At 47.0% G+C, this 25,815-nt stretch carries 21 protein-coding genes; 16 read left to right on the top strand and 5 right to left on the bottom strand.

Annotation, left to right across the window (positions count from 1 at the left end; genetic code table 11):
- Positions 1-72: 72 nt before the first annotated feature.
- The 7 genes from DMN77_RS18010 to DMN77_RS18040 all read left to right on the top strand — a co-directional run bounded on the left by DMN77_RS18010 (position 73) and on the right by DMN77_RS18040 (position 7,286).
- Positions 73-744: a response regulator transcription factor gene (locus DMN77_RS18010; protein WP_179015885.1), complete on the top strand. Its 672-nt coding sequence runs from the start codon at positions 73-75 to the stop codon at positions 742-744.
- On the top strand, positions 741-2,255 hold the full coding sequence (locus DMN77_RS18015) for a sensor histidine kinase (protein ID WP_179015886.1): 1,515 nt from the start codon (positions 741-743) through the stop codon (positions 2,253-2,255). The genes DMN77_RS18010 and DMN77_RS18015 overlap by 4 nt, the downstream gene beginning before the upstream one ends.
- Positions 2,256-2,377: 122 nt before the next feature.
- Entirely contained in the window at positions 2,378-3,229 is an 852-nt protein-coding gene (locus tag DMN77_RS18020; protein ID WP_179015903.1) for a carbohydrate ABC transporter permease, read from the top strand.
- A 24-nt stretch (positions 3,230-3,253) separates the two neighbouring features.
- A complete protein-coding gene (locus tag DMN77_RS18025) occupies positions 3,254-4,120 on the top strand; it encodes a carbohydrate ABC transporter permease (RefSeq protein WP_068780485.1) in 867 nt (288 codons plus the stop codon).
- A gap of 41 nt (positions 4,121-4,161) precedes the next feature.
- Positions 4,162-5,304 carry an efflux RND transporter periplasmic adaptor subunit gene (locus DMN77_RS18030; RefSeq protein ID WP_179015887.1) on the top strand — a complete coding sequence of 381 codons (1,143 nt, stop codon included), beginning with the start codon at positions 4,162-4,164 and terminating at the stop codon, positions 5,302-5,304.
- Positions 5,305-5,319: 15 nt separating this feature from the next.
- Positions 5,320-6,690, top strand: a complete 1,371-nt coding sequence (locus DMN77_RS18035; RefSeq protein ID WP_179015888.1) for an ABC transporter substrate-binding protein — start codon at positions 5,320-5,322, stop codon at positions 6,688-6,690.
- Between the two features lie 197 nt (positions 6,691-6,887).
- Entirely contained in the window at positions 6,888-7,286 is a 399-nt protein-coding gene (locus tag DMN77_RS18040; RefSeq protein WP_229521007.1) for a hypothetical protein, read from the top strand.
- 99 nt (positions 7,287-7,385) lie between these two features.
- Here DMN77_RS18040 and DMN77_RS18045 read toward each other — a convergent pair whose 3' ends face one another.
- Positions 7,386-8,024: a Crp/Fnr family transcriptional regulator gene (locus DMN77_RS18045; protein ID WP_179015889.1), complete on the bottom strand. Its 639-nt coding sequence runs from the start codon at positions 8,022-8,024 to the stop codon at positions 7,386-7,388.
- Positions 8,025-8,313: 289 nt separating this feature from the next.
- Here DMN77_RS18045 and DMN77_RS18050 point away from each other — a divergent pair, with 289 nt between their 5' ends.
- The 3 genes from DMN77_RS18050 (at position 8,314) to DMN77_RS18060 (ending at position 10,550) form a co-directional block, all read left to right on the top strand.
- Positions 8,314-9,294 carry a helix-turn-helix transcriptional regulator gene (locus DMN77_RS18050; protein ID WP_179015890.1) on the top strand — a complete coding sequence of 327 codons (981 nt, stop codon included), beginning with the start codon at positions 8,314-8,316 and terminating at the stop codon, positions 9,292-9,294.
- A 232-nt stretch (positions 9,295-9,526) separates the two neighbouring features.
- The gene (locus DMN77_RS18055; RefSeq protein WP_179015891.1) at positions 9,527-10,186 is read left to right on the top strand and encodes an NAD(P)/FAD-dependent oxidoreductase; all 660 of its coding nucleotides are present in this window, start codon (positions 9,527-9,529) and stop codon (positions 10,184-10,186) included.
- 4 nt (positions 10,187-10,190) lie between these two features.
- The gene (locus DMN77_RS18060; RefSeq protein WP_372776159.1) at positions 10,191-10,550 is read left to right on the top strand and encodes an NAD(P)/FAD-dependent oxidoreductase; all 360 of its coding nucleotides are present in this window, start codon (positions 10,191-10,193) and stop codon (positions 10,548-10,550) included.
- 124 nt (positions 10,551-10,674) lie between these two features.
- On the opposite strand, the gene DMN77_RS18065 is transcribed toward DMN77_RS18060, so the two are convergent.
- The 3 genes from DMN77_RS18065 to DMN77_RS18075 are packed head-to-tail and all read right to left on the bottom strand — an operon-like array spanning position 10,675 to position 14,353.
- The gene (locus tag DMN77_RS18065; protein ID WP_068780491.1) at positions 10,675-11,814 is read right to left on the bottom strand and encodes a Ger(x)C family spore germination protein; all 1,140 of its coding nucleotides are present in this window, start codon (positions 11,812-11,814) and stop codon (positions 10,675-10,677) included.
- Positions 11,811-12,902: a GerAB/ArcD/ProY family transporter gene (locus DMN77_RS18070; protein ID WP_179015893.1), complete on the bottom strand. Its 1,092-nt coding sequence runs from the start codon at positions 12,900-12,902 to the stop codon at positions 11,811-11,813. The genes DMN77_RS18065 and DMN77_RS18070 overlap by 4 nt, the downstream gene beginning before the upstream one ends.
- Positions 12,899-14,353, bottom strand: a complete 1,455-nt coding sequence (locus DMN77_RS18075; protein WP_483874238.1) for a spore germination protein — start codon at positions 14,351-14,353, stop codon at positions 12,899-12,901. Before DMN77_RS18075 ends, DMN77_RS18070 begins: the two co-directional genes overlap by 4 nt.
- 278 nt (positions 14,354-14,631) lie before the next feature.
- Between DMN77_RS18075 and DMN77_RS18080 the strand changes: the two genes are divergently transcribed.
- Positions 14,632-15,600, top strand: a complete 969-nt coding sequence (locus DMN77_RS18080) for an iron-hydroxamate ABC transporter substrate-binding protein (RefSeq protein WP_179015895.1) — start codon at positions 14,632-14,634, stop codon at positions 15,598-15,600.
- A 102-nt stretch (positions 15,601-15,702) separates the two neighbouring features.
- Here DMN77_RS18080 and DMN77_RS18085 read toward each other — a convergent pair whose 3' ends face one another.
- Positions 15,703-16,551, bottom strand: a complete 849-nt coding sequence (locus tag DMN77_RS18085) for an alpha/beta fold hydrolase (RefSeq protein WP_179015896.1) — start codon at positions 16,549-16,551, stop codon at positions 15,703-15,705.
- Between the two features lie 194 nt (positions 16,552-16,745).
- Between DMN77_RS18085 and DMN77_RS18090 the strand changes: the two genes are divergently transcribed.
- From DMN77_RS18090 to DMN77_RS18110, 5 genes are all read left to right on the top strand, one after another.
- Positions 16,746-18,368, top strand: coding sequence for an AraC family transcriptional regulator (locus DMN77_RS18090; protein WP_179015897.1), 1,623 nt, complete (start codon positions 16,746-16,748; stop codon positions 18,366-18,368).
- A gap of 93 nt (positions 18,369-18,461) precedes the next feature.
- Complete coding sequence (locus DMN77_RS18095) at positions 18,462-19,532, top strand: iron-siderophore ABC transporter substrate-binding protein (RefSeq protein WP_179015898.1); 1,071 nt, start codon at positions 18,462-18,464, stop codon at positions 19,530-19,532.
- A 138-nt stretch (positions 19,533-19,670) separates the two neighbouring features.
- Positions 19,671-20,408, top strand: coding sequence for a nitroreductase family protein (locus DMN77_RS18100; RefSeq protein ID WP_179015899.1), 738 nt, complete (start codon positions 19,671-19,673; stop codon positions 20,406-20,408).
- Positions 20,405-20,920 carry a nitroreductase family protein gene (locus tag DMN77_RS18105; RefSeq protein ID WP_179015900.1) on the top strand — a complete coding sequence of 172 codons (516 nt, stop codon included), beginning with the start codon at positions 20,405-20,407 and terminating at the stop codon, positions 20,918-20,920. The genes DMN77_RS18100 and DMN77_RS18105 overlap by 4 nt, the downstream gene beginning before the upstream one ends.
- 372 nt (positions 20,921-21,292) lie before the next feature.
- Positions 21,293-25,815 (top strand): hypothetical protein (locus tag DMN77_RS18110; RefSeq protein WP_372776157.1); only part of this gene is annotated, 4,523 nt, incomplete at its 3' end.

Here is a 25,815-nt window from a genome sequence, read left to right on the forward strand (position 1 = left end):
TTCACTAAAAATTCATATGCATTTCATATAGCGAGTGTATAGTAGAATAAAAACTCGATGAGGCGATACATAATGTCTGTCAAAATCCTGGTAATCGAAGATGATTTATATATACAAGAGCTCATCAAAGAATTTCTTAAGGCACAAGACTATCACGTCGAAGTAGCTACCGATGGAATGGAAGGGTACCAAAAATTTCAGCAAGGCGTTTTCGATCTGGTTCTGCTGGATATTATGCTGCCCAATATGGACGGTTATTCCGTATGCAGAATGATACGGAGCCATCATTCAACACCAGTGATCTTTCTGACGGCTTTAAGCGATGAAAATGATCAACTGAAGGCATTTGAACTGGAAGCGGACGATTTCATATCGAAGCCTTTTTCATTTAACGTGCTTGTCAAAAGGGTCGAAGCGGTATTGCGCCGCTCTTTGCCGGAGACCAAACCCAATGAGCTTCAATTTGACCGTCTTCGCATGGATTGTGAAAGCTACAAAGCATATATCGATCAAACGGTGATCGAGCTAACGGTCAAGGAGTTTGAGATCCTGCAGTTTTTTGTGGAAAATTCGGGTCGTACCATAACCAGGGAAATGCTGCTTGATAAGCTTTGGGGTTACAATTTCTATGGAGACACTCGTATTGTGGATGCACATATTAAAAATATTCGGAAAAAGCTTGGTTTGCCCTATATTAGAACATTAAAAGGTATCGGTTACATCATGGACGGTATTACAACATGAGACGCCGGGGGATTACCTTCAAAATATTTGTCGTTACGACGATTTTGCTGATTATATCTGCACTATGCTTATACCTCACATTATATTTTTTTCTTCCTTCATTTTATTATCATACGAAGAAAGCAGGGCTGGCCGCAGGGGTCGATACACTGGTTGCCCGGCTCGGGAATAGCAACTGGGACGAGGCGGAGAGCTTGTTGGACGATTTTGGATACCGCCAAAATGCCAGAGTAACCGTGGAGGACAGGGAAGGAAAACTGGTTTACCCCCATTTTTATGCTGTACCTATTAAAGATTTCATAGGCAATGACCCATCGATCACGTCGCCGCCTCATGCCTCCGAAAAGACAGGCGATTCGCCAGTCATCGTTCAGAAAATCACGATCCCCCCATTAAGTGAACTCTCGTCCAATCCCGACAAACCCGATAAAATCGAAGAATTCAGAACGACGTCGTCTATTGTGATCGGTGGTGACGATATGGAGTATACCTTAACAATAAGCGCTTCGCTGCAGCCTATCGATGAAGCAACATCGGTCATTTGGCATTTTCTCCCGTATATATTCATTGTCATTCTGCTTATTTCTTTCGTTGGAGCCTATGTATATTCCCGGTTTATCACACGGCCGTTGATCTGTTTGAATATCCTGGCGCGAAAGATGGCCCGGCTCGACTTTACGGATGAGGTTACCATTCATTCCAATGATGAAATTGGCGAGTTGGCCGGTTCCCTGGGCAAACTGTCCCGCGATTTGCAGCGTTCGCTAACAGAACTGCACGATGCAAATGCACAGTTGACAGACGATATTCAACGAAAAGAGGAACAGGAGCAGCAAAGACGGGAATTTATCGCTACCATTTCTCATGAACTGAAAACGCCGCTTACTGCAGTGTCCGGTCAACTTGAAGCGATGATTCATCAAATCGGCCCATACCGCAATCGGGACAAATATTTACTGCAATCGCACAATATCGTGAAAGAGATGGAAAAGCTCGTACACGAAATTCTCGACCTTTCGAAGCTGGAGAGTCGAGAGTTCAAACCTCAAATTCAAGCGGTGAACGCGACACTGCTTGTGAAGAATTTGCTTCACAGCTATGAATACTTTTGTGAAATGAAACAGATCAAACTGGTCGGTGAAATCGACTCAGGCGTGATCGTGCAGGCGGATGAACGATTATTGTCCAAAGCGGTCTCCAATGTGGTCGGGAATGCGGTGCAATATACCCGCGAAGGTGAGCAGGTATCCGTTTGCCTCCGTCAAAGTGACGACTACGTTCATATGGAGGTATTGAATACGGGGGCTCATATCGAGGAAGAAGAGCTTCCGCTTCTATTTAACCCGTTTTACCGTTTGGAGAAGTCCCGAAGCCGGGCAAAGGGGGGCAGCGGACTTGGCCTATATATAGTACAAAAAGTACTGGAAGCCCACGGTGCGGAATATAAGCTGGTTAATACGCCGGATGGCGTTCAGTTCACTATACGTTTTACTAAAACCGGGAACGCCTAGTTCCGGTTTTTTTTCTTGTGAACTTCATATCCGCTTCATGTGCTATTCAAATTCAAACCGTATAATCAGACGTAGCACAGGAAGGGAGAAATAACAGCTTGAAACTTTTGAATTTACCCCGAATGAAAATGAAGGAAATATTAGCTGCGCTTTGTTTTCTCGCCCCGAGTCTGATTGGGTTTGCCGTATTTTATTTAATCCCTTTCGGCAACAGTGTAGGGTATTCGTTCCAAGAACGGATGGAAGGGACGTTTACTATCGCGAACTATACGGAATTGCTGGCAAGCACGTCTTTTCACAAGGCGGCCACCAATACGTTGTGGTTCACCGCGTTCAGCGTGCCTGTCCTCGCTATCGTCTCATTATGCCTGGCTATGATGTTGAATCGGCGGGTTTTCTTCCGCAACTTGCTGCGCACGGCTTATGTAATGCCGCTGGTAGTACCCGTAGCATCGATCGTCATGGTCTGGCAGATTCTGTTCGATTGGAATGGGACAGGGAATGCGATATTGCAGCATTGGGGCATTGCCCGTATCGATTGGATGAAATCGGATTGGTCTATATGGGTGCTTATCCTTATGTTTTTATGGAAAAACATCGGCTATAACGTGGTTTTGTTTTTGGCCGGATTGCAGAACGTCCCGGAGCAGTATTACGAAATCGCCAGGCTGGAAGGGGCAGGCCCGATCCGTAAGCTCTTTGGCATCACATTGGTTTATTTGCTGCCAACCATCTTCCTGGTCATCCTTATGTCCATATTGAATTCTTTTAAAATATTTCGCGAAACGTATTTGCTCGCCGGTCCCTACCCTTATGACCGCATCTATATGATGCAGCACTATATGAACAATATGTTTCAGTCGCTGGACATTCAAAAGCTGTCCGCTGCCGCAGCATTGATGGCCCTCTTTATTGTTGTCCTGGTTGTTGCGTTATTTCGAATCGAGAATCAGTTTCGTTCTTTTATGGAGTAGTGAATGACGACAGGAGAAATTAACATGGGCAAGAAAAAAAAGCAAACTATCGTAATCTATTTACGCACGTTGGTGTTGATTGCAATAGCCTTGATTATGCTCGTCCCGCTTGTACTGACAAACGTCAATTCTTTGATGACAGAGCAGGAAATCCTTACAAATTACAATATGCTGGGGAAATCGGAAACAAGCGAGTTCGCCAATCTGAAATGGATTCCGGATTGGGTATCCCTTGATCAATATTTTAAGGTATTGATCGCTACCCCTCAGTTTCTATATATGTTCTGGAATTCGGTATACATGGTCTTCGCCATCATCATCGGACAGACAGCGCTCTCGGCTATGGCAGCTTTCGCTTTTGCAAAATTACGCTTTCCGTTTAGAGACTCGTTGTTTTTCTGTTACCTCATGGTTATGCTTATGCCGTTTCAGGTGACATTGGTACCCATATATATTACAGTCGACCGTTTGGGTCTGTTAAACAGTCCTGCATCAATCATCTTTCCAGGCATATTCGCTACCTTTGGAGTATTTCTGCTTCGTCAATTCATGCTGCAGATCCCTTCGGCCTATTTGGAAGCAGCCAAAATCGACGGTGCGGGCTACTGGAGAGTGTTCATATCGATCGCCTTGCCGATGGTTAAACCAGGCTTGACGGCGCTGGTCGTGTTATTGTTTGCCGACTATTGGAATATGGTCGAGCAGCCGCTCATCTTTTTGCAAGATGCTCATCTTCAACCGCTGTCCGTCTTTCTTTCTCGCATTCAGGAAGAAACATACGGGGTTGCCTTCGCCGCGTCCGTTCTTTATATGGCGCCTATGGTGTTATTGTTCCTAAATACAGAACGATATTTTGTCGAAGGAATTCAACTATCCGGTATTAAAGGGTAGCCAGCCCTTGATTCACAGAATCGCTTGAGGAGGAAATGGGAATGGAAATGAAGCTCAGACAGCGGCGGATGACGCGCTATCTATTTATCGTATTTTTGTTCGTGCTGGCCGCTTTAACCTTGTTCAGCAATACGTTCCAAACGATGATGCTGCCGAAAGTAACAACAGAACAACCTGTAAAAAAACAGCTTTCTCATGTGATACAGGGGACAGGAACGATTGATTTTTACAAAAAAGAGGAGTTGATCAATGAGAGCGGTTGGAAAATCGAAGATGTCGTAGTGAACGAAAATGATATCGTGAAAAAAGGGCAGATCCTCGTTACGTTTGACGGGTCCAGTATTGAAAGTCAGTTGCTTGATGAGAAGGATCGGTTGGATCAGCTAAAGCTGGACGAAGAAATGATGAAGGAACAATTGAAATTAACATTGCGCGATGATAACGAGGAGGCGGTGCAAAAGGCGAAGCGCGAACTGGAGAAATTACAACTGAATATTAAGATGCAGCAGCGAAAAATTGATCAATTGCGTGAGGATTTGGCGGAGAAAATTCAATTAACAGCACCTTATGACGGAAGGATCGTTGATTTAGACGCAAAGGATGGCATGAACGTTCCCCAAGGAGGGAAGGTGCTGACCCTTGCGAAAACGGATGAAGGGATGTCCTTTTCCTTCGTGACAGATTCGAATTCCGCGGCATTGCTGCAAATAGGAGAAACCCTAAGCGTCCATGTGAAAGGAGAGAAGGACAAGACCGTCGATGGAACTATCGCCGAGATAACAGAAGGTGGATTCAAGGGAGACGCGGGTCAAGGAGGGATAAGTGCGGGGAATGACACAGGAACCGATCAGAATTTGCAAAGAACAATTTCCGTATCGATCAAAGACAGCAGCTTGAAGGGTGGTGAACAAGCGGAAGTATATTTGGACAAGCCGGCCAAGCGACAAGGAATGGTCATCCGTAAAGGGCTGGTTAAGGAGGATAGCAGCGGGAGCTATGTATTTGTTATCCGGGAAAATAAGAGTCCGCTCGGCAATACATACTTGGCGCAAAAAGCTTATCTACAGTTAGGAGAAGAAAGCAACGACGAGATAGTAGTTCTATCTGGACTAAGTCCTGACGAAAGGATCATAGCAGAAACAAGCGAACCGTTGCAGGACGGCAACCGTGTTCGATTGAATTGAAAGGAATGATAAGTGATGAACAGAAGATGGGTATTTCTGATGATAGCTCTTTTGCTGCTATTATCTGCATGCAGCTCGAAAAACACATTATCCGAACCAGCAGGCTCCATACCGCTCGGGGAACGCAAAACGGTGGTTGTTTCCGTAAAGACGTCTAATCGCTTTCTTGAAACTGCCGTTCAGAAATTTGAGGCCCTCCATCCGGATATTAAGATTGAAATTAAGCAGTATGTTACATTTTCGGGAACGGACGACGGCTTCAAGCTTTCAGACGATCTGATGAACACGGAGAAATACGTTCAGTCCGTTCTAACCGAAGCGATGTCCGGAAAAGGGGCGGATTTAATCGAAATGATGGATCTGCCTGAAGATAAATTTGTGGACAAAAAACTGCTGACCAATTTGGATGAACTGATGGCTGTAGATTCTTCCTTCAATAAAAATCAGCTGTATTCCAATATTCTTGAATCTTCACGTATCGATGGCGGATTATATACGATGCCAACGAACTTCATGCTTCTAATGATTGCAGGGGATCAAGAGTTATTGAAGAAGGCGAATATTACGGTTGATGACAAAACCTGGACTTGGGAGCAACTGAAAGCGATCACCAAGGAACTGAAGGAACAAGAAGGCCAAGATTTATACGCCTTCGTCGGGTTTCCGCAGGACTTCGTTGTCTCTCTATTCCTGGAAGGCAGTTATCGCGAATTCGTTCAGGACGAGCGGTCGGTTCACTTTGATTCGGAACAATTCAGAATGTTCATGCAAAATATTAAAACGATGAATGATGAAGGTATCATTAGTCCTGAAATGGACGGAAGCCAAAAGGGTTTATTTTCCTATATGATCAATAATAGAGTACAGTCTTTATTAGTAAATTTAGTCAATCCAGATACTGTAATACTGCAAATGCCAACAGAAAAGGGCCAATCGCAAGGTTGGATGTACAAATCATCCGTCAAATTGGGGATAAACAGTAATTCGAAAGTTCAGCAAGAAGCGTGGGAATTTCTAAAGTTCCTTGTCTCTGAGGAAATGCAATCTTCAGCGGAAATGATGGGAATTCCTGTCCATAAAGGGGCCGCCGATATGATGCTTCAGGAAGCAGCGCAAAAAATCGCACAGGGGGAAACGGGGAATCTTCAGCCTGGAGTCGTCCCAACAGAAAATGCCGGGCAAGAGATTCCGGACGCCAAATTCGTGGAACAACAGATCCAATATGCAAAAACTATTCTGGAGGGAGCTAAAGTGACTTCTTCCATCGATAAGCAAGTCGATTCCATCATCAAGGAAGAAGTCCAATCGTATTTCAGCGGCCAGAAATCGGCAGAGGACGTAAGCAAGCTGATTCAAAACCGCGTTATGACCTATCTGAACGAGTGACGGTTGTCGATCGAAGTTCTCACTTGCAAGATGTGGGGACTTTAAACGGGTGCTCTTAGCCGGGCCATAGAAAGTTTGGAACTGTCACGCCACAGATCATCTGTGGAGATTTCCGAGTGTACATCATTCGTCCAATCATTTTTGGTGAGGACCGCATCAATTAAATCATAAAGACGAGGGAGGGGAGCTTAACAGCAATGGGGATGAGAGTGGGCAACAGAAGAGGAACGGTCGTGTATACGACAGGTATTCTGAGGAAAAATCCACGAACGCGGTTCGTACTCGTTGATGCGGTCAATCTCGGACAAGCGTCCCGGAATATAACGGTTCAGGTGATCGACTGGTCTAACGGTTCTCCCGTACCGCTAAAGGTAGTTCCGTGCAACACAAGGAGATGCACACAGGTGGTAGGACCCAATAAATCCGTGTTTTTGTATGCCGATGTGTCCAAGGTTCAGTTCAAATACGAAGTTCGGATTATCCAGCCGGCCAACCGTCGCTTTGTGACCAATGTATTTGGCGTAACGAAAACGCCATTTAAGCCGCTGGAAGGCGGCACGGTATTGCAGCATGACCTGGTCAAGATCGGCAGATAAGATTCGGCCGGAATTTACAATTTCAAACAAAAAGTTGGACGGAAAACATGCCGGTTTTCCGTCCAACTTTTTGTTTGCAAGAGGGACTGCGAACCTCTTTTAATTTGCTAAAAAGTCTCTCAGATATGCTTCTATTTTATTAATCGAAGTGACAGAGAACTTTTTATCTTTATAGTTGATAAAACCCTCGTCGATACACTGGGCTATTGAACGATTTAAACTTCTGATCGGTGTACAGACCTCACTGGACAAGGTTTGCTTTGTCAGATGTTCTAAATCGTCGATTTTGTAATGATTCCGTATACTTAATAAGATACGATCTTTAACTGTTAACAGTGATAATTGAGCTACGGTATCTGAACTTAAAATTAATTTGGAGGCAAGTCGATTTATGATGTAGAAATTAAAATTAAAGTCATTTTTCATCCATTCATAGACCTTTGTCTTATGGATAGCTATCGTTTCACAATTTTGTTGAGCAATAACACCAAGTGTTTTAATTTTTTCATTAAAAATTTCGATCTCCCCAAAACAACTATATGAATCATAGATATATAAGGAAACCAGGGTTCCTGTATAGCTTTGTCTGTACACTTCTGCAATACCTGTAGTTAGAATATAAAGATGATGGTTTTGCTCATGCGGGTGAATAATTAGACTGCCTTTTTCATGTTTTCTATAAATAAATTCTGTCTTTATATGTGCAGGTGCATGATTCACGATATCTCTAAAATCCATATGTTCCCTTCTTCTTTTGGTCATTTGACCTATTTTTCGTTATAAGTCGAACTATATAATAAGGCCAACCAAGATGGGGGGCTTATTATGAGAAAAAAAAGGGCTCATCTGGCGGGGAATTGGTGTGTATATCTGCTAATCTGAAGTTTGGTTAATCTCTCGTCAACGTATCAGCGTGATTTCCGTTTGGACATCGATTGATAATGATTCTCAATAATGATACGATACTTGTAAAATCCACTAGATTTAGATAGTTGATTTTGAACTTCTTGGTTGACGAGGTGTTCATATGAAGCAGATCATTCGATCCAATAATATACATGGGTATTTTGACGCTATATCTGATGATTTGACCATAAGCGAAACAGATCAGGGAGGAGAACAACGGATTATCCTTTCGCCTTCCTTCGGGGTGGGAAGCATTTCCCGCATGAAGATCAGGCAAGGAATTGAAGTTGTTGTCTCCGATATGGTGCTGGAGGAGGATTGGGATCAGCATATTTACGAGGATCAGGTTTTTGAGATCAATTACTGCTTCAGCGGCGGAGTGGACTGTTTTTATCAGGGCAGCCGTTATTCGACTCAAGTGCCATCCGGCAATATGTATTCGATGGAGGGTAGTGAAATTCATTTGCTCAAGAGAGCCAAACTAAGGTACCAGATTCTCGAAATCCGGTTGTTGCCAGAACAGCTCCTTGGCTACTTTAAACATACCGACGAATATAGCTGGGCGGAGGACTGGCTCAAAAGTCAGAGGAAGCAGATAAGCCCTTTGACAAACTCTGTCAGACTCAGGCGTGCGGTTAACGAGATGATGCATTCTTCTTATTCAGGCGCCTTGAAGAGGCTGCATATGGAAAGCAAGATCATGGAAATTGTTTTGCTTGCCTTGGAGAAGTACACTTCGGACGCTTGTCCAAAGACGGCGTCTGATATCAAAAAACCGGATATGGAGAGGCTTTATGGTGCCAGACAGATTATTGAGGGCCGGCTTGAGGACCCGTTATCTTTGAGAGAGCTTGCCCGCGCAGCGGAATTAAATGAATTTAAGCTAAAAAAAGGGTTTAAAGAGCTGTTTGGTATGACCGTTTTTGAATATATTCGTGATCAGCGAATCGAAAAGGGCTTATATTTAATGCAACATGAACAGCTGAACGTCGGAGAGGCGGCTGCAGCGGTCGGATACAGCAATCCCAGCAACTTCTCTGCGGCATTTCTAAAAAAATACGGCTGTAAACCGGGGCATTATATACAGTCGAACCTGGTATAAGCACAAGTGAATAGAAGCAGACCTAAAAGCGCCTGATCTAACGGGGGCTTTTTTAGCTGTCCGGATCTGACGTTTCTTACTATATGAATGTAAGAGAATTGGAGAAAATACGTTTGCAGCCGAAAACAATCCGTCTATAGGTGGAAGGAACCCCTGAGAATCATTGATAATGATTCTCATAATCGGCGTGAAATTGAATGCCGAACCAAGAATCTAAGGGGGACATTTTTGAATGGCTAATGCAACGAAGCTATGTTTTGATGTAACGATTATCGGCGGCGGGCCGACAGGACTCTTTTCAGCGTTTTATGCCGGCATGAGGGATATGACAACAAAAATTATCGAGGCAGCTCCGTTTCTGGGCGGAAAACTGCCGTATTATTCGGAGAAGTTCCTGTACGACGTCGGAGGAATCGCTGCGATTACGGCCGGAGATTTGACCAAACAACTGGAGAAGCAGGCGAGCACCTTTGAGCCGACGCTAGTATATTCGCAGTTGATTGAAAAAATGGAGCGTTTGGAGGACGGAACATTCCGTTTGACAAGCAATACCGGGGAAAAGCATTTGACGCGTTCGATTTTACTCACAATCGGATTCGGCACGCTTGTGGCCAATAAGCTGGAAGTGCCCGGCGCAGCACAGTATGAAGGCCATCATCTGCATTATAGGCCCGTAAACGTGGAACGGTTCCGGGACAAAAGAGTACTTATCTCCGGTGGGGGCGATACGGCAGTGGATTGGGCACTCGCCTTGGCTCCCCTGGCCCAATTTATCGGCATTGTTCATCGTCGGGAGGCGTTCCGGGCTCACGAAGGAAACGTAGCTCTGCTTCAGAAGCAAGCCGTAGCTGTCATGACTTCTTCCCGGATCAAGGATATATGGACAGGATGATCGAATTGACGGTGTAAAGATTGAACGCTTGGATACAGAGGAGCTAACCACATTGGAAGTGGACGAGATCCTGGTTTGCCATGGCTCAAGGCCTGATTTGGGGGGAATCAAGGATTGGGGGCTGGCGATCGAACAGGACCGGATTCTTGTAGATGCATGGATGCAAACCTCGGTAGAAGGTATCTTTGCGGCGGGCGATGTTGTGGAATATCCGGGCAAATTGCCGGGCCTAATTGCGGGTGGCTTTACAGAGGGGCCGGCTGCTGTTAACCGCATCAAAGCGTATTTAAACCCACGTCAGGAAGTGAAGCCGATCTGGTCTACCGATCATGCGAAGCTCTCGGCGATTCATAGCGGGTCTTAGGGATCGAAGGTTGATTAGCAGATTTGCTTAGCGTTGTCTAGGGAGAGGAAGGGGCGATACTATACTCGCCCTTTATTGGGTTCCAGATTGAGCAAGCGACAATGGTTCGCCTATTGCCGCTTGCTCAATTTTTTGCGTGATCATTTGAAGTCTTATCTGTTGGATTCTTCATAATTTGCAGCCCAGTGTTCTTCAGCTTGGACTCGATCTTAAAGTCAATGGTAGCTTGCTGATAGAGTTCTGGCCAATGAGTATACTGAGACGTGGGCAGAATGCTCCTGAAATAATTGCCCAGCCGAAAAATATCGGCTTGATCCTGTTGCGTTCGTTTGAACACTTTGGTAGCCCGTTCTTCGATTAACTTGTTAATAGAAGCCTCTAGTTCGGAAGGATCGAGGTGAATGCCGCGTGCGGAATCCATCAACGTCATGGTGGTTTTGGCGCGAATACGAATGAATGGCTTATTGTTGATCATTTTAACTCGCACAAAAGATTTGGAACTCATAATTCTAACGTCCATTTTTTGTGCCGTTTCGATCTCAAAAGGAAACATCTTGTTTGTGACGATACTGGTAATCAGGGTTTCCTCCGGGGTGAGCATTCCCATCATTGTATCTCCATGAAAATAGGCGTTGCCTTGAAGCTTAAATAACGTGACCGGATCACTGCTCAACACGGGGATAAGGTTTTCCTCCAGTGGATTGAAATACCGGCTGAAAATTTCCCATAACGTCATTTTGTTTTTTTGCGCAGTTCCTCCGGCGTAGCTTTCGAAAAAAAGCTTGGAATAAATACCGGACAATTCGCCTGTTGGATAGGGCTGGTCCAGTACCTCCTCCATATCGCCTGATACTACGGTAACGAGGGCATCCAAGGGAAGCGTTCTATCGCGCATGGCAAATTCCAGATAAGGCAGGAATCCTTTTTTTGCCAGTCTTTGATCCAGGAAAATCGTTCTTGTCTGTGATAGATCAATAAATTTAGTCAGCTTAAGGCGGATGCCATCAAGCGCATCTACTACCGTATCCCCGACTTGTTTGACCGTTATATAATCTTTATCCGTTCCCCCTCCGCTAGTCTCCTTGACGCTCGGAAGCGGGAATCTGGCCCAGATCTTTACTTGATTATTCGGAATCTCCTCGATCCCGAGCACGGTAACCAGCAGCCGATTGTCAATGTCTTTCACATCCCAGCAGCCTGAGAGCGGCAGCATGAACAGAAGCAGGAGACCAGGAAGGAACAGGGAACGAAATTTGAATCTCATGAACGGGATTTCATCCTTTCTGAAATCATCGATTTCATTACTACCACCAGCGGAAATAAAAACATGAGATATAACCGGAACGGAGTATTTATCATAAGAGCTCTTTCAATCCACTCCCAGGATGGAACAAGGAGTGTGGAAGCGTATGTTATAGCTCCAGTCAGCAAATACAGCAGCTTATCGTTCCAACTGGGGAAAATCACTTTCACAGCTGTGACGATAAGATTCACCATGATCGCCAGTGCTAATATCAGGTATAGCATTGAGGATGAGATGAACACGGCAGTTAAATTTTCAATAATAAGCCAGTAATGATATATAGTATCCATTTTGGATATGTACGGTAAGGTTAAATTCCGCGACATTTCAGCTCCAAAGGTTAGCACGGGGAGGTACACCGAGCCTAAGATCAGCGGTATGAAGCAAATAGTCGCTGCAGCATACGATTTCCACAGCTTGCCGGGCTTTTTACTGAATTGACCGCAAACTGCAAGATATAAATAAGCGGTCCAAATACATGATGAAGCATAGAAGCGGGGGCTTGTGAGAAAATCGCCCGTACTCTGAAGCCAGGGTTTGCCCAAGTATAGATGAGTGTCGCTCATCGCCAAGAGAAACAAAATAATTGAAATCGGAAAGCTGACTAACAAAAAGATCGAAGCCGTCCGTACGATCGATCCAAATCCGCCGGATGCCAAAAATACGGCAATCCAGATAATCCCGTTAAGCACCCACCCTGGTGTTGTATGCAGGATCGTCATGCCGATGATCTCGGTGTGCGCGCTGACCATGACGACCATGGAACGCCACATATACCAGATGAGGGGCAGCACAAATAACAAAATTCCCAGCCAGCCGAGTTCTTTCTTTACGATCGTGAAGGCATCCTTTCCCTGATGCAGGGCCATCATCCGGCTGAAGAGCCAAGCCCCTACAAGGGATAGCAGCATCCATATCATGATGGGGATCCAAAAGCCATGGCTGGTGGAATTAATCACGAGATAGGGATATAGATAAAAGGAAATCGCCCCTAATACCATAATCTGCAATCCGAAAAATTGGGTTGTTGATAAAGCAGTTGGCTTCATTGTCTATTCCCTCTTCCAAAATTCAGCCAGTTTGTAAGTGAAAAATGATGGGAGCGTCCAAGTAATCCAAGGCTATTTGATCGCGCTCTTGCATCTGGTCCAAGTGGAGTTAAATAGGAGATGCCAAAGGATTTAATTCGCGACAGGCAGATAACCATGATGGAGAAGGAGAACACAATCCCCAGTACGCCGAGCAAGCTCGCCCCAGCTAAAAAGAAGTATTTCAATATGCGCTGCACTAATCCCATTTGATAATCTACAACGATAAAATTGGTTAAGGCTGTGGTAGCCGACACGATTACTAGCAGGTTGCTGACAATGTTGGCCTGAATAATGGCTTGTCCAAGCACGACGCCCCCGACCATAGTCACTGTGGCGCTAATCGAGCGCGGCAGGCGAACGCCCGCCTCGACGATGCAATCCAATAAAAACAACATAAGCAGTGATTCCATCCATACCGGGTAAGGAACGCCTTCCCGGCTTGCCGAAGCGCCGAGATTGATCTCCAGCCGGTTGATGTCAATATTTACAGACGTAATCGCAATATAGAAGGCAGGGAGAAACAGATTCAGCATGACGGCTACAAACCGCAGCACTCTCATAAAAACAGCGATAAAAGGAGTAAGATATTGATCCTCAGCGGATTCCCAAAAATCAAAGTAGGAGCCGGGAGCAATGATGGAAAACGGAGTGCCGTCGAGAAAAATCACGACTTTTCCATTCAACAAGGAAGCGGAGGCCCTGTCCGGACGCTCGGTGGTCACCGCGACTGGAAATAAACCGGTCTTCGGGTTGAGCAAGCGCAGCAATTCCCCCGATTCCTGCACACTGTCCGTTTGAATGCTGCTGATTTTATCGCGTGTATATTGAATAAGTCCCGGATCGGTGACGCCTTCCAGATACATCATCCCTACTTTGGTATGCGTGATCTCGCCAAGGGTCGTTTCCCAAATTTTTAGGCGGGGCGTTCGCATGCGTTGACGAACCAGCCCGATATTCGTGGGATAGTGCTCATTAAAAGAATACATCGGCCCCTGGATGACATTTTCGGTTTGCGGCTGCTGCAACCCCCGCTGCTGAGGATTTTCGGTATCCAGGATTATTCCGTTGGAGGAATTACGGCTGCAGAGGATGGTCTTCCCGGCACAAACTGATTTTTCACATTCCTTATAGTTTCCAACTGCGTATTTGCTGCCAATATAACTATCCAGATTGGTTTCAGTCGCGTCCTCCGGTACTTCTAATTGGAATTTCATGTGGTCCGACCCAGTTAGGGACGTAAGGGAACAAAGATAGATTTGCTCCTTGTCCACCTGTCCTACACCTACGGCTTGATAATCTGCGGCATTCTGAAAAGCTTGTTCTAGCTGTGAGAATAAAGGCTCACCCTGATCGTGAGATAAATGTTGAAATATTGAGCGGATTCGTTGTTTTTCCAATTCATTCATCATCCTTCATATGTGTGAGATATCGATATCTCACGCAGTTTACCCCTAATATTTCATGAAAAGAGATAATTTATGCTATTTTGACAAAGTAAGTTATGTTAATATTTACTGTTCAATGGAGAGCATCTTATTACAGATGGGAGAAAATAAACAAAAAGCTTGATATTGATAATCATTATCATTAAGATATATAAAGAGCTAATTTGCTTATTACGATATCCGATGGATGACATATTTGAATGTTATTCAAATCGAAGAGTGGAGGAGAAACCAGACAGACTATGAAACTTATATCTAGCAAAAAAATGTTGCTTGCGCTGCTGATGAGCTTTGCCGTTGTGGTCAGTGCATGCGGCGATAAGGCACAAAATTCCGGTTCAGGGGGCGATAGCGCTTCGAAGGATACTGCGCAGGAGCGCGTACTGACCGACGCTCTCGGGAATGAGGTAAAGGTACCGTCACATCCGCAGCGAATCATCGCAACCTATTTGGAGGATCATCTGCTGACGCTTGGCGTAAAGCCGGTTGCCCAGTGGTCGATCAAAGGAGATGGGGTGCAGAACTATCTGCAAGACCAATTGGCGGAAATTCCGAAAATACCGTATGATTTGCCTTACGAATCCGTTATGAGTTTTGAGCCTGACTTGATTATTCTGGGCGGAGCGGATATGGCTGCGGACGGCAAGTACGAGCAGTACTCCAAAATTGCCCCTACTTACGTTGTCGGCAAAGAAAAGAGCAACAACTGGCGCGAGGAATTGAAGGCAGTCGGAGAAGTGCTCGGCAAGACAAAGGAAGCGGAGGAAGCCATCCAGGCCTACGATCAAAAAGCCGCGGAGGCTAGAGAAAAGCTTAAGCAGGTGATCGGCTCCCGTACAGCAGCATCCCTTTGGGTAACGGAGAAAGCGATATTTGTGGTTAGCGACCATCTCTCCAGCGGGACGGTTCTCTACAATGATCTGGGGCTTGCTGAACCTAAAACGGTAGAAGAAATTTCGAAGACGGGTACCGCGAACTGGAATTCAATCTCTATGGAAGAATTCGCCCAGATGGATGCGGATTACCTGTTCATTGTGAACAACCGCGGCGTAACCAAGGAACAGCTGATGAAGGATCCTATTTGGGCCAATATACCTGCGGTCAAGGAAAACCATGTATACGAGTTTGATGATCAATCCAGCTGGCTTTATGCAGGGGCGATTGCAAATTCGAAAATGATCGACGATGTATTGTCATCGGTTGTCCAATAAAGTACAAGAATGCTCTGAAATGAATAAAGATCGGTCTGCATCTCTGCAGGCCGATCTTTTCCGTCCAGCTAACGGGGGAATTACAAATACGAAAAGTAAAATTTAATGGATCATGCCCATGATTTCATGGATGATAAGCTGAGGTTCGCTAAAGTTGATCAAATGTCCCGAACTTGAGGCCTCGACCCATCGCCCATTAGGTAAAGCAGAGACGGATTTCTGATGCGCCTTCATAACGGCTGGACGCACCTTTCTTTCCATCCATGTAATTTTGGTTCCCGTAATGATGCTGATTTCCGTGTTGCCGAGAAAAGGAGGAGTCTCGCGCAGCGCCGCCAGCTCCGTCAAGAACGAATCCGATTCGGCTGCAGCAGTCTTGGCTGAACGGACTGTGAAATCCTCGCGCCGATGCTCTTTGTATACGTCGTCCGGTTGTGCACGGCCGGGGATGCTGCCCAGAAGGCGATAAAGACCAAGTCGGGCCAAAGGAGGAAGAAGCAGACGATTTAAGGCGAATTGTCTTTGTGAGGCCGGGGCGAAATAGAGATCGCATTGTTCATCCGATGGGTCTACCAGAATAAGGCCGCGTATTCTGGCTAAATTCCGGCTTGCGGCTACTCTTATCATCGGGCCGCCCCAGCTATGTCCTACCAGAATAAAGGGGCCCGGACCCAGCGCATCCAACAGACAGGAAAGGTCATCCGCCATCCTTGCCAATGTTCTTGGCTTATCGTCCGGCTCGCTTTTTCCAAGACCGGCGCGATCGTAGACAACGGCTCGGGTAGCCTTGGCTATAGCGGGATGAACGAGTCCCCAAGTCGAACGGGAGAAACCTAGACCGGACTCGAATACCACTGTTGGGCTTCCTTCTCCCTTGACCATATAGTGTAATCGGCGGCCATTGTTGGTGCTGATGAAAGTACTCGTACCGAATGAATGAGATTGAAACATGAGGCGCATTCTCCCTTCAGGATGCCACAACTCAATAATGATAACGATTATCATTATCATTATCAAGTATAGCCGATGCCCCTTTCAAGCTCAATGCTTCTGCAGGTATTTTTAGGATGGGGAATGAGGTGGGGTTCTCGGAACCGGGGATATTGAGATTGATATATAACATATCGTATGAGGTGGGGGATGCCATGACTGCCCAAATAAATATACCTGATCAAAACAGCGTTGACCTTTTGAACAATGCATGGCTCAAACTCGTGCAGGTGGAAAAAGTGAAATACAGCGGACAAGAATGGTCGTTTCGAAAGGATCGACTGATCCGGTATCGCATGGTGATCTGCATTGACCCTTGCAGAGTTATAGTAGATGGTATTCCGATATCTGCCGTTACCGGAACGGTTATTCTTTGCTGTCCGGGACAATGGATAGAGACGGGGGGACCTTCAAAAGCAGAACAAGCCATGTATTTTCTTGATTTTGAGCAAGGACTGCTCTCCGCCGAGGATGCTGGTAAAGATACGAATACAAAGCCGAATTCCTGTAAGCTTGAATACCGAATTCCTGCTTCTATACGCATCGCCGGTATGATTCATCTTTACTGGGAACGCTTCACAACGGCTGATCAGATGAGGGTTCAGGCAGGCTTCTACGAGCTGCTGGCGCTATTGATTGAGAAGATAGAGCATCGTGATACCGACATGCCGGAGCTGGCCAAGCAAGAGATCGACAGTCGTTACAAGGAAGGGATCACGGTGGACGAGCTGGCTTCATTATCAGGAGTGAGCCGCTATCACCTGATGCGTGGCTTCAAGGAGCGCTATGGAAAAAGCATCGTCGAATATTTGACGGAGGTGCGTCTTCGGCATGCCAAGAAATTAATGCTGGAGAGCGGATTATCGGTTGATGAGATTGCAGACAGGGTTGGCTTCCGAAGCGAATCTTATTTTCGAGCGGTCTTCAAGAAAGAAGTTGGCATTGCACCCGCCGTCTACCTCCGTAATCGAAAGCGCCGAGTGGCAGCGTATAGCTGGCCGATATTAGGATCGCTTCTGCCACTTCAGGTGATACCGTATGCTGCTCCGGTGGATCATTACTGGACCAATGAGTTCAACCGCAAATACAGCGGTGATATAGAGGTGCCGCTTGGCCACCATTACGACTTCAACCGTCGTGCGTTGCGCAAGGCAAAACCCGACTGTATCATCGGTCTGGATAGCACGATCTCGCCCGATGAAGCGGCCCGCCTGGGCGAAATCGCTCCCGTACTGCTTCTTCCCTGGATGGACGCAGATTGGCGGCAGCATCTTTTGATGACCGCTGATTTTTTGCAAATGAACGAAGCCGCTGCCGCTTGGCTGGAACGTTATGAACAGAAAGCAAGGTCCGTCCGCGAGCGGATTCATAGCGTCGTTGGAGATAAAAAGGTACTGGTATTAAAGGTTGCCGGGGAGGAGATGCAAATTTGGGGCCGCAAAGCCATGACCGTCCTTTATGATGATCTTGGGCTGGCCCCCGCTTCGCTAATGAACCAGATTGATTGGTATGAGGCTGTTGAACTGGAGCGATTATCCGGCTGTGACGAGAACTGTCTGTTTGTTGTTAGCGTAAATGAAGATCTCCGCTCGCAAGCGTATTGGAAGCAGCTGCAAGAGGACGAGGGCTGGCGCGGGCTTCGGCCGGTTCGGGAGAACAAGGTTTATTTGCAATCGGGACACCCGGCATGGGTGTATCCATGGCTTGAGAATTCGGCGCTTTATCATGAACGACAGCTGGCCAGGGTCGAACATTTGATATTGTGCGCAGATTCATAATCATTCCGCATGATTCTGAATATACAAAGTAAAGGCTGTTCGTTATACTCTTAAAATGATAATGATTCTCAATTTCAGGGGGTATAACGAGACATGCATGATATTAACCAATCCAATAATAGGTCACGTAAGTTTCCTATCTTTGCTGCCTTGCCTATGATAGCTTTAATATTCGCACTTGTTCTTGGAGGCTGCGGGAAAAGCGGTAGCGAAGGCGCTTCTTCCAGAGCAGATTCCGCTGCGAATGGACGAGTTCCTTCACAAAATGCGCAGGAAGCGAGTCATAGTAATGAGCAGGAGATCGTAATCAAGCATGATTACGGCGAATCAACGATTCCGGCAAATCCCAAGCGGATCGTCTCCATCGGAATGGAGGATATGCTGCTCTCCCTGGATGTGCCGCTGGTGCAGGCTTTTAGTACGGATGGCTACTATTTGGACGCTCAGATTAAGGAAAAGGGGATTCCGATTAACAGCTCCTTTGACATCAATCTGGAGGCGATTGCCGCAGTTGACCCTGATTTAATTGTTATGAATACGTATATGACGGATCAATCAGGTTACGAGCAGCTGAGTAAAATAGCGCCAACGATTGCTTTTGTCCGCGATAATTGGCAGTCAGCCATTGTTGATATCGGCAGGGCGTTGGGCAAGGAGGGGCAGGCAGATGCATTACTCCAGACGTATGAGGATAAATTGAAGCAAGCCAGGGAAACAATCGTACAAGCGGTTGGCAAAGACAAGACGGTTGCTTTCATTCGTCCGTCAACCAAAGAAGTAGAATTGGATTTCCCGGAGTATGCCTGGACGTATATCCTTTATAATGAATTGGGTCTGAAGCCGGATCCGGCAGTCCTGGAATTTCAGAAAAATAATAAAGAAGATACTTGGGGAGGAACAATGTTGTCACTGGAGAAGCTCCCGGAACTGACGGCGGATTATTTGTTTATGGATTACGGAGCTTCGATGGCCAATGAAGCTGAGTTTCAGCAGGATGTAGCTAAGGCTTCCGGTGTGGAACAATTGAAAGTATGGAAGGCAATACCAGCCGTTGCGAAGGGACAGGCTTATAAAGTGTCCGCCCGTCACTGGGCGCTGAACGGGCCGATCGCCGACGAGATGAAAATAGATGACATTGTAAATATACTGGCAGCTAACCAATAGCTCATTATATGATTCGATAGAGAGTAAAGATCGTTCTCCCGGAGCCTGCTCTGGAGAAGGGCGATCTTTTTTAGTTATTGAAAATGATTATCATTCTCGGTACAATTAGCTTAGATTGGGTACGAAAGGGATGAGGCGATGGATGATCTGAAAATGGCCGAAGAGCGGGAATCGGGAAGAACGAGGGACCGTGATGCCAAAAGAGCAAGCACTCGCGCAACAAGTCAAGGAAACCATGGATTGGACGGGCGGATAACGCAGTCTATTCTGCCAGAGTCTTCTCATGAGGCAGCCCATTTGATTCGCGAGAGAAGAACGATTCGCAAATTCGTCAAGCAGTCCGTTCCGGAGCAGGAATTAACAGCCATGCTCAAGCTGGCAGCGGACACCGTGACATTAGAGCACGATAAAGAGGCTCTGCGATTTATTATATTTGCCAGTGAGGAAGGTAAGCGCAAAGCGGGGGCAGCCATTATGGCTGCTTATAGCAGTCAGGGCTTATACCGCTTGATGCCGGGAAAAGTTGTGCAGGCGATGGCTGAGCGAGTAGCACAAATTCCGCTGATTATGGCTGTTAGTATTCGGGAAGGGGCAGATCCTTCGTTCCATGATCGACAGTTGGCGGCGGCCAGTGCGATTGTACAGAGCTTCACATTGCTCGCCTGGGAGCGCAAATTAGGGCTGGTATGGAATACAGAGCCGATTATCGGGCATGAGGCGCTGACGGCTGGGTTGGGGCTTGCCGAGGATGAGCAGCTTGTATGCCTGCTATATATTGGCGGGTATGACAAGCTGCCCAAAGGCAAGCGTCGTACTCCTGCTGCCGATAAATGGACAGTGCTGGGGACACTGCCCGACAAGGAGGATGAGTCATGAGCATATATCCGATGATGGAGCAGATCCGGGAATGCGAACAGTTCGATGAGCGTCCTGTGGATGCTGAGCTGGTACAGACGCTGCTGGAGGAGGCGGTTTGGGCACCAAATCATCATTTACGCGAACCTTGGCGTTTCATTTGGGTGGCCAAGGACTATCGCGGCAAGCTGGAAGAGACACTCGATCTGTCGACGCAGTCAGAGATACGGGCGCAGATTCGTCAAGCTCCGGTTTGTCTCATTGTTGCTGCCCCAATACCGCAGGATGCCCGGGAGGCTAAGGATGACTTTTCCGCGGCCTGCTGCCTGATCCAAAATCTGCAGATCCTTGCCTCGGCGAGTGGGCTTGGGATGAACTGGTACTTGCCACTGCAGCAAGAAGGCGAGATTTTCTGCTCTGCTGCGGGCCTTCAAGCGAATGAGAGAATCGCCGGTGTGCTAGGCCTGGGTTATTTCAGGGGCGATAACATAAAAGAGTCTGATAATACGTCTGTACGGATCGATATCAGATAGGCAGAGGAGATGCGCAAAAGGGTTTTTTGATATCTATGAGCTTCCACGGAAAAGTGGAGGCTCTTTTTTTGTGGCTCCTAAGTCTTCAGCACTAAAAAATATTTTTTGGCCGGGGGGTTATTCGTTCAGGCTTCCAAGTTGATTCGACATAAAGTGAGCTTTTTCTATTTTATTTGATGTTATTTTTTTCACTATTAAATACATCAAAACCTCAATTGAGAGCATCTTCAGACAAAAAGCTTTAAAAATGCATTAAATAATTGATGATCTTGCTATAGAAAGGAGGACAAATGATGAAAGGAATCCCGCCCTAAAATGATATGCGGCAGGAAGTCGTTGTGGAGATTGCACCATCAAAGAAAGGGGAAGAACATGAACCCAAGACCATTCAAAAGGCTTATGGCGGTGGCACTCTCCATTCTCATAAGCCTTAATATTGCGCACGTTCCGAAAGCAGCGGCAGAAGAGCAAATCATCGAGCCTATGAATTGGAACGGCGTACAAAGTCTGATTAATGGAGCTTCTGATTATGCCACTATCGATCTGAGCAAGCTGGAGTCTCCATCTACAGGCGGGCTGTTTACAAGCGCTGAATTTATCACCATTAAAATTCCTCGAGGCAAATCCCTTACCATTAAGGGGAAATCGGGAACAACTTTCAAAAATACAGCGTTTGTATTTGAGGGAGATAACAACATTATCATTGAGGACCTCAATGTACAATCCGCGAATAATCACAATGGCACCACTAATGGCGGTGGTGTTGCGTACGCTCCTCTGTATTTTTCATATGGGGAGAACATTCTTACCCTCAGGGGAGTAAATAATGTTACGAGCGGACAATCATCAGTAGCAGATAATTATGGCGCAGCTTTAAATGTGAACAGTCAGGCAAGCTTGACGATCACGGAAGATACGCACGCCATTGAAGCAAGCCTGAATGCAACAGGCGGTGCAAGGGGAGCGGGTATCGGCGGCGGAGAACGAGGCGGCAGCGGCTCTATTGCAATTAGCGGCGGTACAGTCAATGCCAAAGGCGGCTCTTACGCTCCGGGTATCGGAGCAGGCGGCAGCGGCGGAACCATTGACAGCATCACCATCGCAGACGGTATTGTTACCGCGACGGGTGCCGATGGCGCTGCTGGCATAGGTCTCAGCTCTGGCACAGGCGGCCAAGTCAATAACATCACCATTAGCGGCGGTTCTATTACAGCAAAAGGTGCTTACCGCAGCATCTTTGACGGTGGCGGTGCGGGTATCGGGAGCGGCGCAGGAACCGACGGTAAGGTAGGCAGCATTGCCATTACCGGCGGATCTGTTGCAGCTACTGGTGAATCCGGCAGTGCCGGCGTCGGTGGCGGCAATAACAGCGGTGGCATAGATACTGTTAGAGTTACCGGCGGTATTATTACAGCGACTGCCGGCTCAAATGGCGCAGGGATCGGCGGTGGCAACAGAAGCGGCCCTGTAGGCAATATTACCATTGATGGCGGTACGATTACGGCGACCGGCGGTTCCAACGGCAAGGGCATTGGCAACGGCAATAACAGCGCTGTGGGCAGCATTATCATTAACGGCGGGTCTGTCAAGGCGCTTGACAGCAAGTCGGCGACCAGTGTGTTCCCTAGCCCAAGCAACAGCGCGGGATATGGAGTCTATCTCAATACGCTGACGATTCCGAGCCATATTAACGAATATGTGGCTGCAGGAAGCTTGAACGGTGTTGATTTCGCGGGTGAGCCTAATGCGCAGGCAGGTATCTATGGCATTCACGATGTGAAGACTCTGCCTAATGATATCAAGACGAACGGCGTATTGTATTTCTATCTGCCGACTTCCGGGGAAGTGGATGAAGAGATTCTCGTAACGCCAGCAAGCATTACTTATGGTACTTATGGAGCCAGTTATGTCCGGGGGAATCATGACAGTAACGCGCAGACCTTGGCGGAGACGCTCAAACTCGAAATTCTATCTCCTGAAACTGGAGGCACACCGCAAAAAGAACTCTCAGGCGCGATGTACACGGGTGCAATTACCTGGCATGACGTGACGAATGGCGGAGTGCTTAAAGGTAAATTTGCAGGAGAAACTGTCTATAAAGCATCGGTCGAGTTGAGGGCTATCAATAGCTACAGCTGGCCACCTACTTATGTCATGGTAGATGGTGGATCTGTATCCAATACGAAGGTGAATGGCACTGGTGTTGGCAATACCTTGACTTTTGATGTAGAGTTTCCTGCTACAGCGGCTGGTGAAGTCGAAGACGATCCAGAATCTGTGCCGGATCCGGGCCCTGCACCGGGATCTAATATATCTATATCTGTGGTAGTAAGTATCTGGAACGAGTTGAATAGAGCTATTGAATCGGCTATTCAAGAGAGAATCAATCTCGGAGCTTCCTCGATTACTATCGATCTGAGTCAATTACGTCCTACAGACGAGGTAACCACAGTCTCGATACCTAAGGATGAGACGGTTACCATAAAAGGGGTAGCAGGCAAGACGTTTGATAAGGTAGCTTTCCGGTTTGAGGGAAATAACAAGATTACGATTGAAAATCTGCAGGTCAAATCGGATGACCAGCACAAAAGTACTTATGATGCCAGACAAGGCCCGGCACCTTTGTATTTTGTATCCGGTGATAATGCCCTTGTTTTCAAAGGGGAAAATATTATCACAAGTGGACATACGACACTAGGACAGCAAGGCTATGGTGCAGCGGTAGGCATATCGTTTGGCAGCAATTTGACGATTTCAGGCGCGGCGGATGATGCCAACGCAAGCTTGACCGCGAATGGCGGTGTGAGCGGCGCCGGTATCGGCGGCGGGGAATCGAACACAGTCGGAAATATTGCTATCAATAGCGGTCGGATCATTGCCAATGGCGGTCGTTTTGCTCCAGGCATCGGCGCCGGAGGATCCAACGGGATCATGAGCGGTATTACGATTAATGGCGGGGTTATTACTGCCAATGGCGGCAGCAGTCTTCTTGGAAGCGGTGGTGGAGCGGGCATTGGCCTTAGCGCATCAGATGCTACTTCAGACTTACACGGCCAAATTGATCGTATTACGATCAACGGCGGTACTGTAGAAGCGGTCGGTGGTCCTGCAGCAGCAGGTATTGGCACTGGCCCGGGTTCTTCCGGGACAATTGGCAGTATCAAAATCAATGGCGGGACTATAACTGCAACTGGCGGTAATCGCGACGGTATTCTTTTATCCGGCGGTGGAGCTGGGATCGGTATCGGCAGAAACGACAGCGGAAGCATTGGCAATATCAGCATTGCTGGCGGCCAGATCGTTGCGACCGGCGGTCAAGGCTCCGCAGGCATTGGCGGAGGTCCTTGGGCGAAAAATGCAGTAGACAGCATTTTAATTTCCGGTGGTACTATCACCGCTAAAGGCGGTTCCGACGGTAATGGTATCGGCAAAGGCAGCGACGGTGTTGTCGGCGAGATTACTATAGATGGCGGTTCAGTTCAGGCTACCAACAGTAACTCGGTAACCAGCGTCTCTCCAAGGCCTGTCAACAGTGCGGGTCAAGCGGTTTACCTTAATACCCTTACTGTTCTTCGACACAGTGATCAATATGTGGCGGCAGCCAGTATTAATGGAGTGGATTGTGCAGATCTTCCGGACGCACAATCAGGTGTTTATGGTATTAAAGATGTGAGAATGCTGCCGAATGACAGCAAGGTGAACGGCAATCTGTATTTCTACTTGCCACCTTCTGGCGAGATAGAAGAAGAGGTTCTCGTAACGCCATCCAGCAATAATTATGGGGCATATGGTGCCCGTTATATTCGCAGAAGTCATGACGAGAATGCGCAGACACTAGCGGAGACAATTAAGGTTAACATCGTCGCTCCGAAAACGGGAGAAGCTCCTCAAACGGCGGTTTCGGATGTTAAGTTTACAGGTACAATCACCTGGTACAACAAGACAAATGGCGGCGAGGATTTTGCTGGCAGCACGTTTGCTGGAAATACGAAGTATTCGGCAACAGTAAAACTGAAATCATTGAATACTTATAGTTGGCCAACAACGATGTATATTTCAGTGAATGGTACAGTATCCAATATGAAAGTAACGGGTACGGGTGCCGGCAATAACCTGACTTTTGACGTTGAGTTCCCTGCTACGGAATTTATCACTTTAGGGGATCAGAGCATCGTCATGAAGGCTCCAGTCATCGGAGAGACACCTCAAGCTGAGGTAGCTGACGGAGACGGATTTACAGGGACTAGTCTAACTTGGTATGACGAAACAAACGGAGGAGTTCACAACGGCGTGTTTGCTTCAGGAACGGTTTACCGAGCAGCTGTTGTATTGACCTCCGGGGATAACTACAAATGGCCATTGATCGTACCTAGTATTACGGTAGATGGCGGAGTAGTAACCAACATCACAGTTGATGAGCTTGGTAGAGAATTAACTTTTGATGTTGTTTTCCCAATGACACCAACCGTGACCGCACCGGATGGTTCTACCATCACGGATAATGGAGATAGCACAGTAACTGTAGAACTGCCAAGTGGTTCGACAGTAACCGTACCGTCTGGTTCGAACGTAACGGATAACGAAGACGGCACAGTCACTGTGGAGGTCCCAAGCGGCCCAACAGTAACCGTCCCGGAAGGCTCAACCGTAACGGATAACGAGGATGGCACAGTCACTGTAGAGGTTCCGAGTGGCCCGACAGTAACGGTCCCAGGTGGCTCAACCGTAACGGATAATGAGGACGGCACAGTAACCATAGAACTGCCAAGCGGTTCGACGGTAACCGTCCCGGATGGTTCGGTCGTAACGGATAACGGGGATGGCACAGTAACCATAGAACTGCCAAGTGGTTCAACGGTAACTGTACCGAATGGCTCGGTTGTAACAGATAACGG

The organism is Paenibacillus sp. 79R4, assembly GCF_013393165.1.
In the GTDB taxonomy this organism is placed as follows: Bacteria; Bacillota; Bacilli; order Paenibacillales; family Paenibacillaceae; genus Fontibacillus.

Coding starts and splice junctions, on each gene's coding strand:
- DMN77_RS18010 (WP_179015885.1), top strand. CDS start 73: ATGTCTGTCAAAATCCTGGTAATCGAAGATGATTTATATATACAAGAG.
- DMN77_RS18015 (WP_179015886.1), top strand. CDS start 741: ATGAGACGCCGGGGGATTACCTTCAAAATATTTGTCGTTACGACGATT.
- DMN77_RS18020 (WP_179015903.1), top strand. CDS start 2,378: ATGAAAATGAAGGAAATATTAGCTGCGCTTTGTTTTCTCGCCCCGAGT.
- DMN77_RS18025 (WP_068780485.1), top strand. CDS start 3,254: ATGGGCAAGAAAAAAAAGCAAACTATCGTAATCTATTTACGCACGTTG.
- DMN77_RS18030 (WP_179015887.1), top strand. CDS start 4,162: ATGGAAATGAAGCTCAGACAGCGGCGGATGACGCGCTATCTATTTATC.
- DMN77_RS18035 (WP_179015888.1), top strand. CDS start 5,320: ATGAACAGAAGATGGGTATTTCTGATGATAGCTCTTTTGCTGCTATTA.
- DMN77_RS18040 (WP_229521007.1), top strand. CDS start 6,888: ATGGGGATGAGAGTGGGCAACAGAAGAGGAACGGTCGTGTATACGACA.
- DMN77_RS18045 (WP_179015889.1), bottom strand. CDS start 8,024: ATGGATTTTAGAGATATCGTGAATCATGCACCTGCACATATAAAGACA.
- DMN77_RS18050 (WP_179015890.1), top strand. CDS start 8,314: ATGAAGCAGATCATTCGATCCAATAATATACATGGGTATTTTGACGCT.
- DMN77_RS18055 (WP_179015891.1), top strand. CDS start 9,527: ATGGCTAATGCAACGAAGCTATGTTTTGATGTAACGATTATCGGCGGC.
- DMN77_RS18065 (WP_068780491.1), bottom strand. CDS start 11,814: ATGAGATTCAAATTTCGTTCCCTGTTCCTTCCTGGTCTCCTGCTTCTG.
- DMN77_RS18070 (WP_179015893.1), bottom strand. CDS start 12,902: ATGAAGCCAACTGCTTTATCAACAACCCAATTTTTCGGATTGCAGATT.
- DMN77_RS18075 (WP_483874238.1), bottom strand. CDS start 14,353: ATGATGAATGAATTGGAAAAACAACGAATCCGCTCAATATTTCAACAT.
- DMN77_RS18080 (WP_179015895.1), top strand. CDS start 14,632: ATGAAACTTATATCTAGCAAAAAAATGTTGCTTGCGCTGCTGATGAGC.
- DMN77_RS18085 (WP_179015896.1), bottom strand. CDS start 16,551: ATGTTTCAATCTCATTCATTCGGTACGAGTACTTTCATCAGCACCAAC.
- DMN77_RS18090 (WP_179015897.1), top strand. CDS start 16,746: ATGACTGCCCAAATAAATATACCTGATCAAAACAGCGTTGACCTTTTG.
- DMN77_RS18095 (WP_179015898.1), top strand. CDS start 18,462: ATGCATGATATTAACCAATCCAATAATAGGTCACGTAAGTTTCCTATC.
- DMN77_RS18100 (WP_179015899.1), top strand. CDS start 19,671: ATGGATGATCTGAAAATGGCCGAAGAGCGGGAATCGGGAAGAACGAGG.
- DMN77_RS18105 (WP_179015900.1), top strand. CDS start 20,405: ATGAGCATATATCCGATGATGGAGCAGATCCGGGAATGCGAACAGTTC.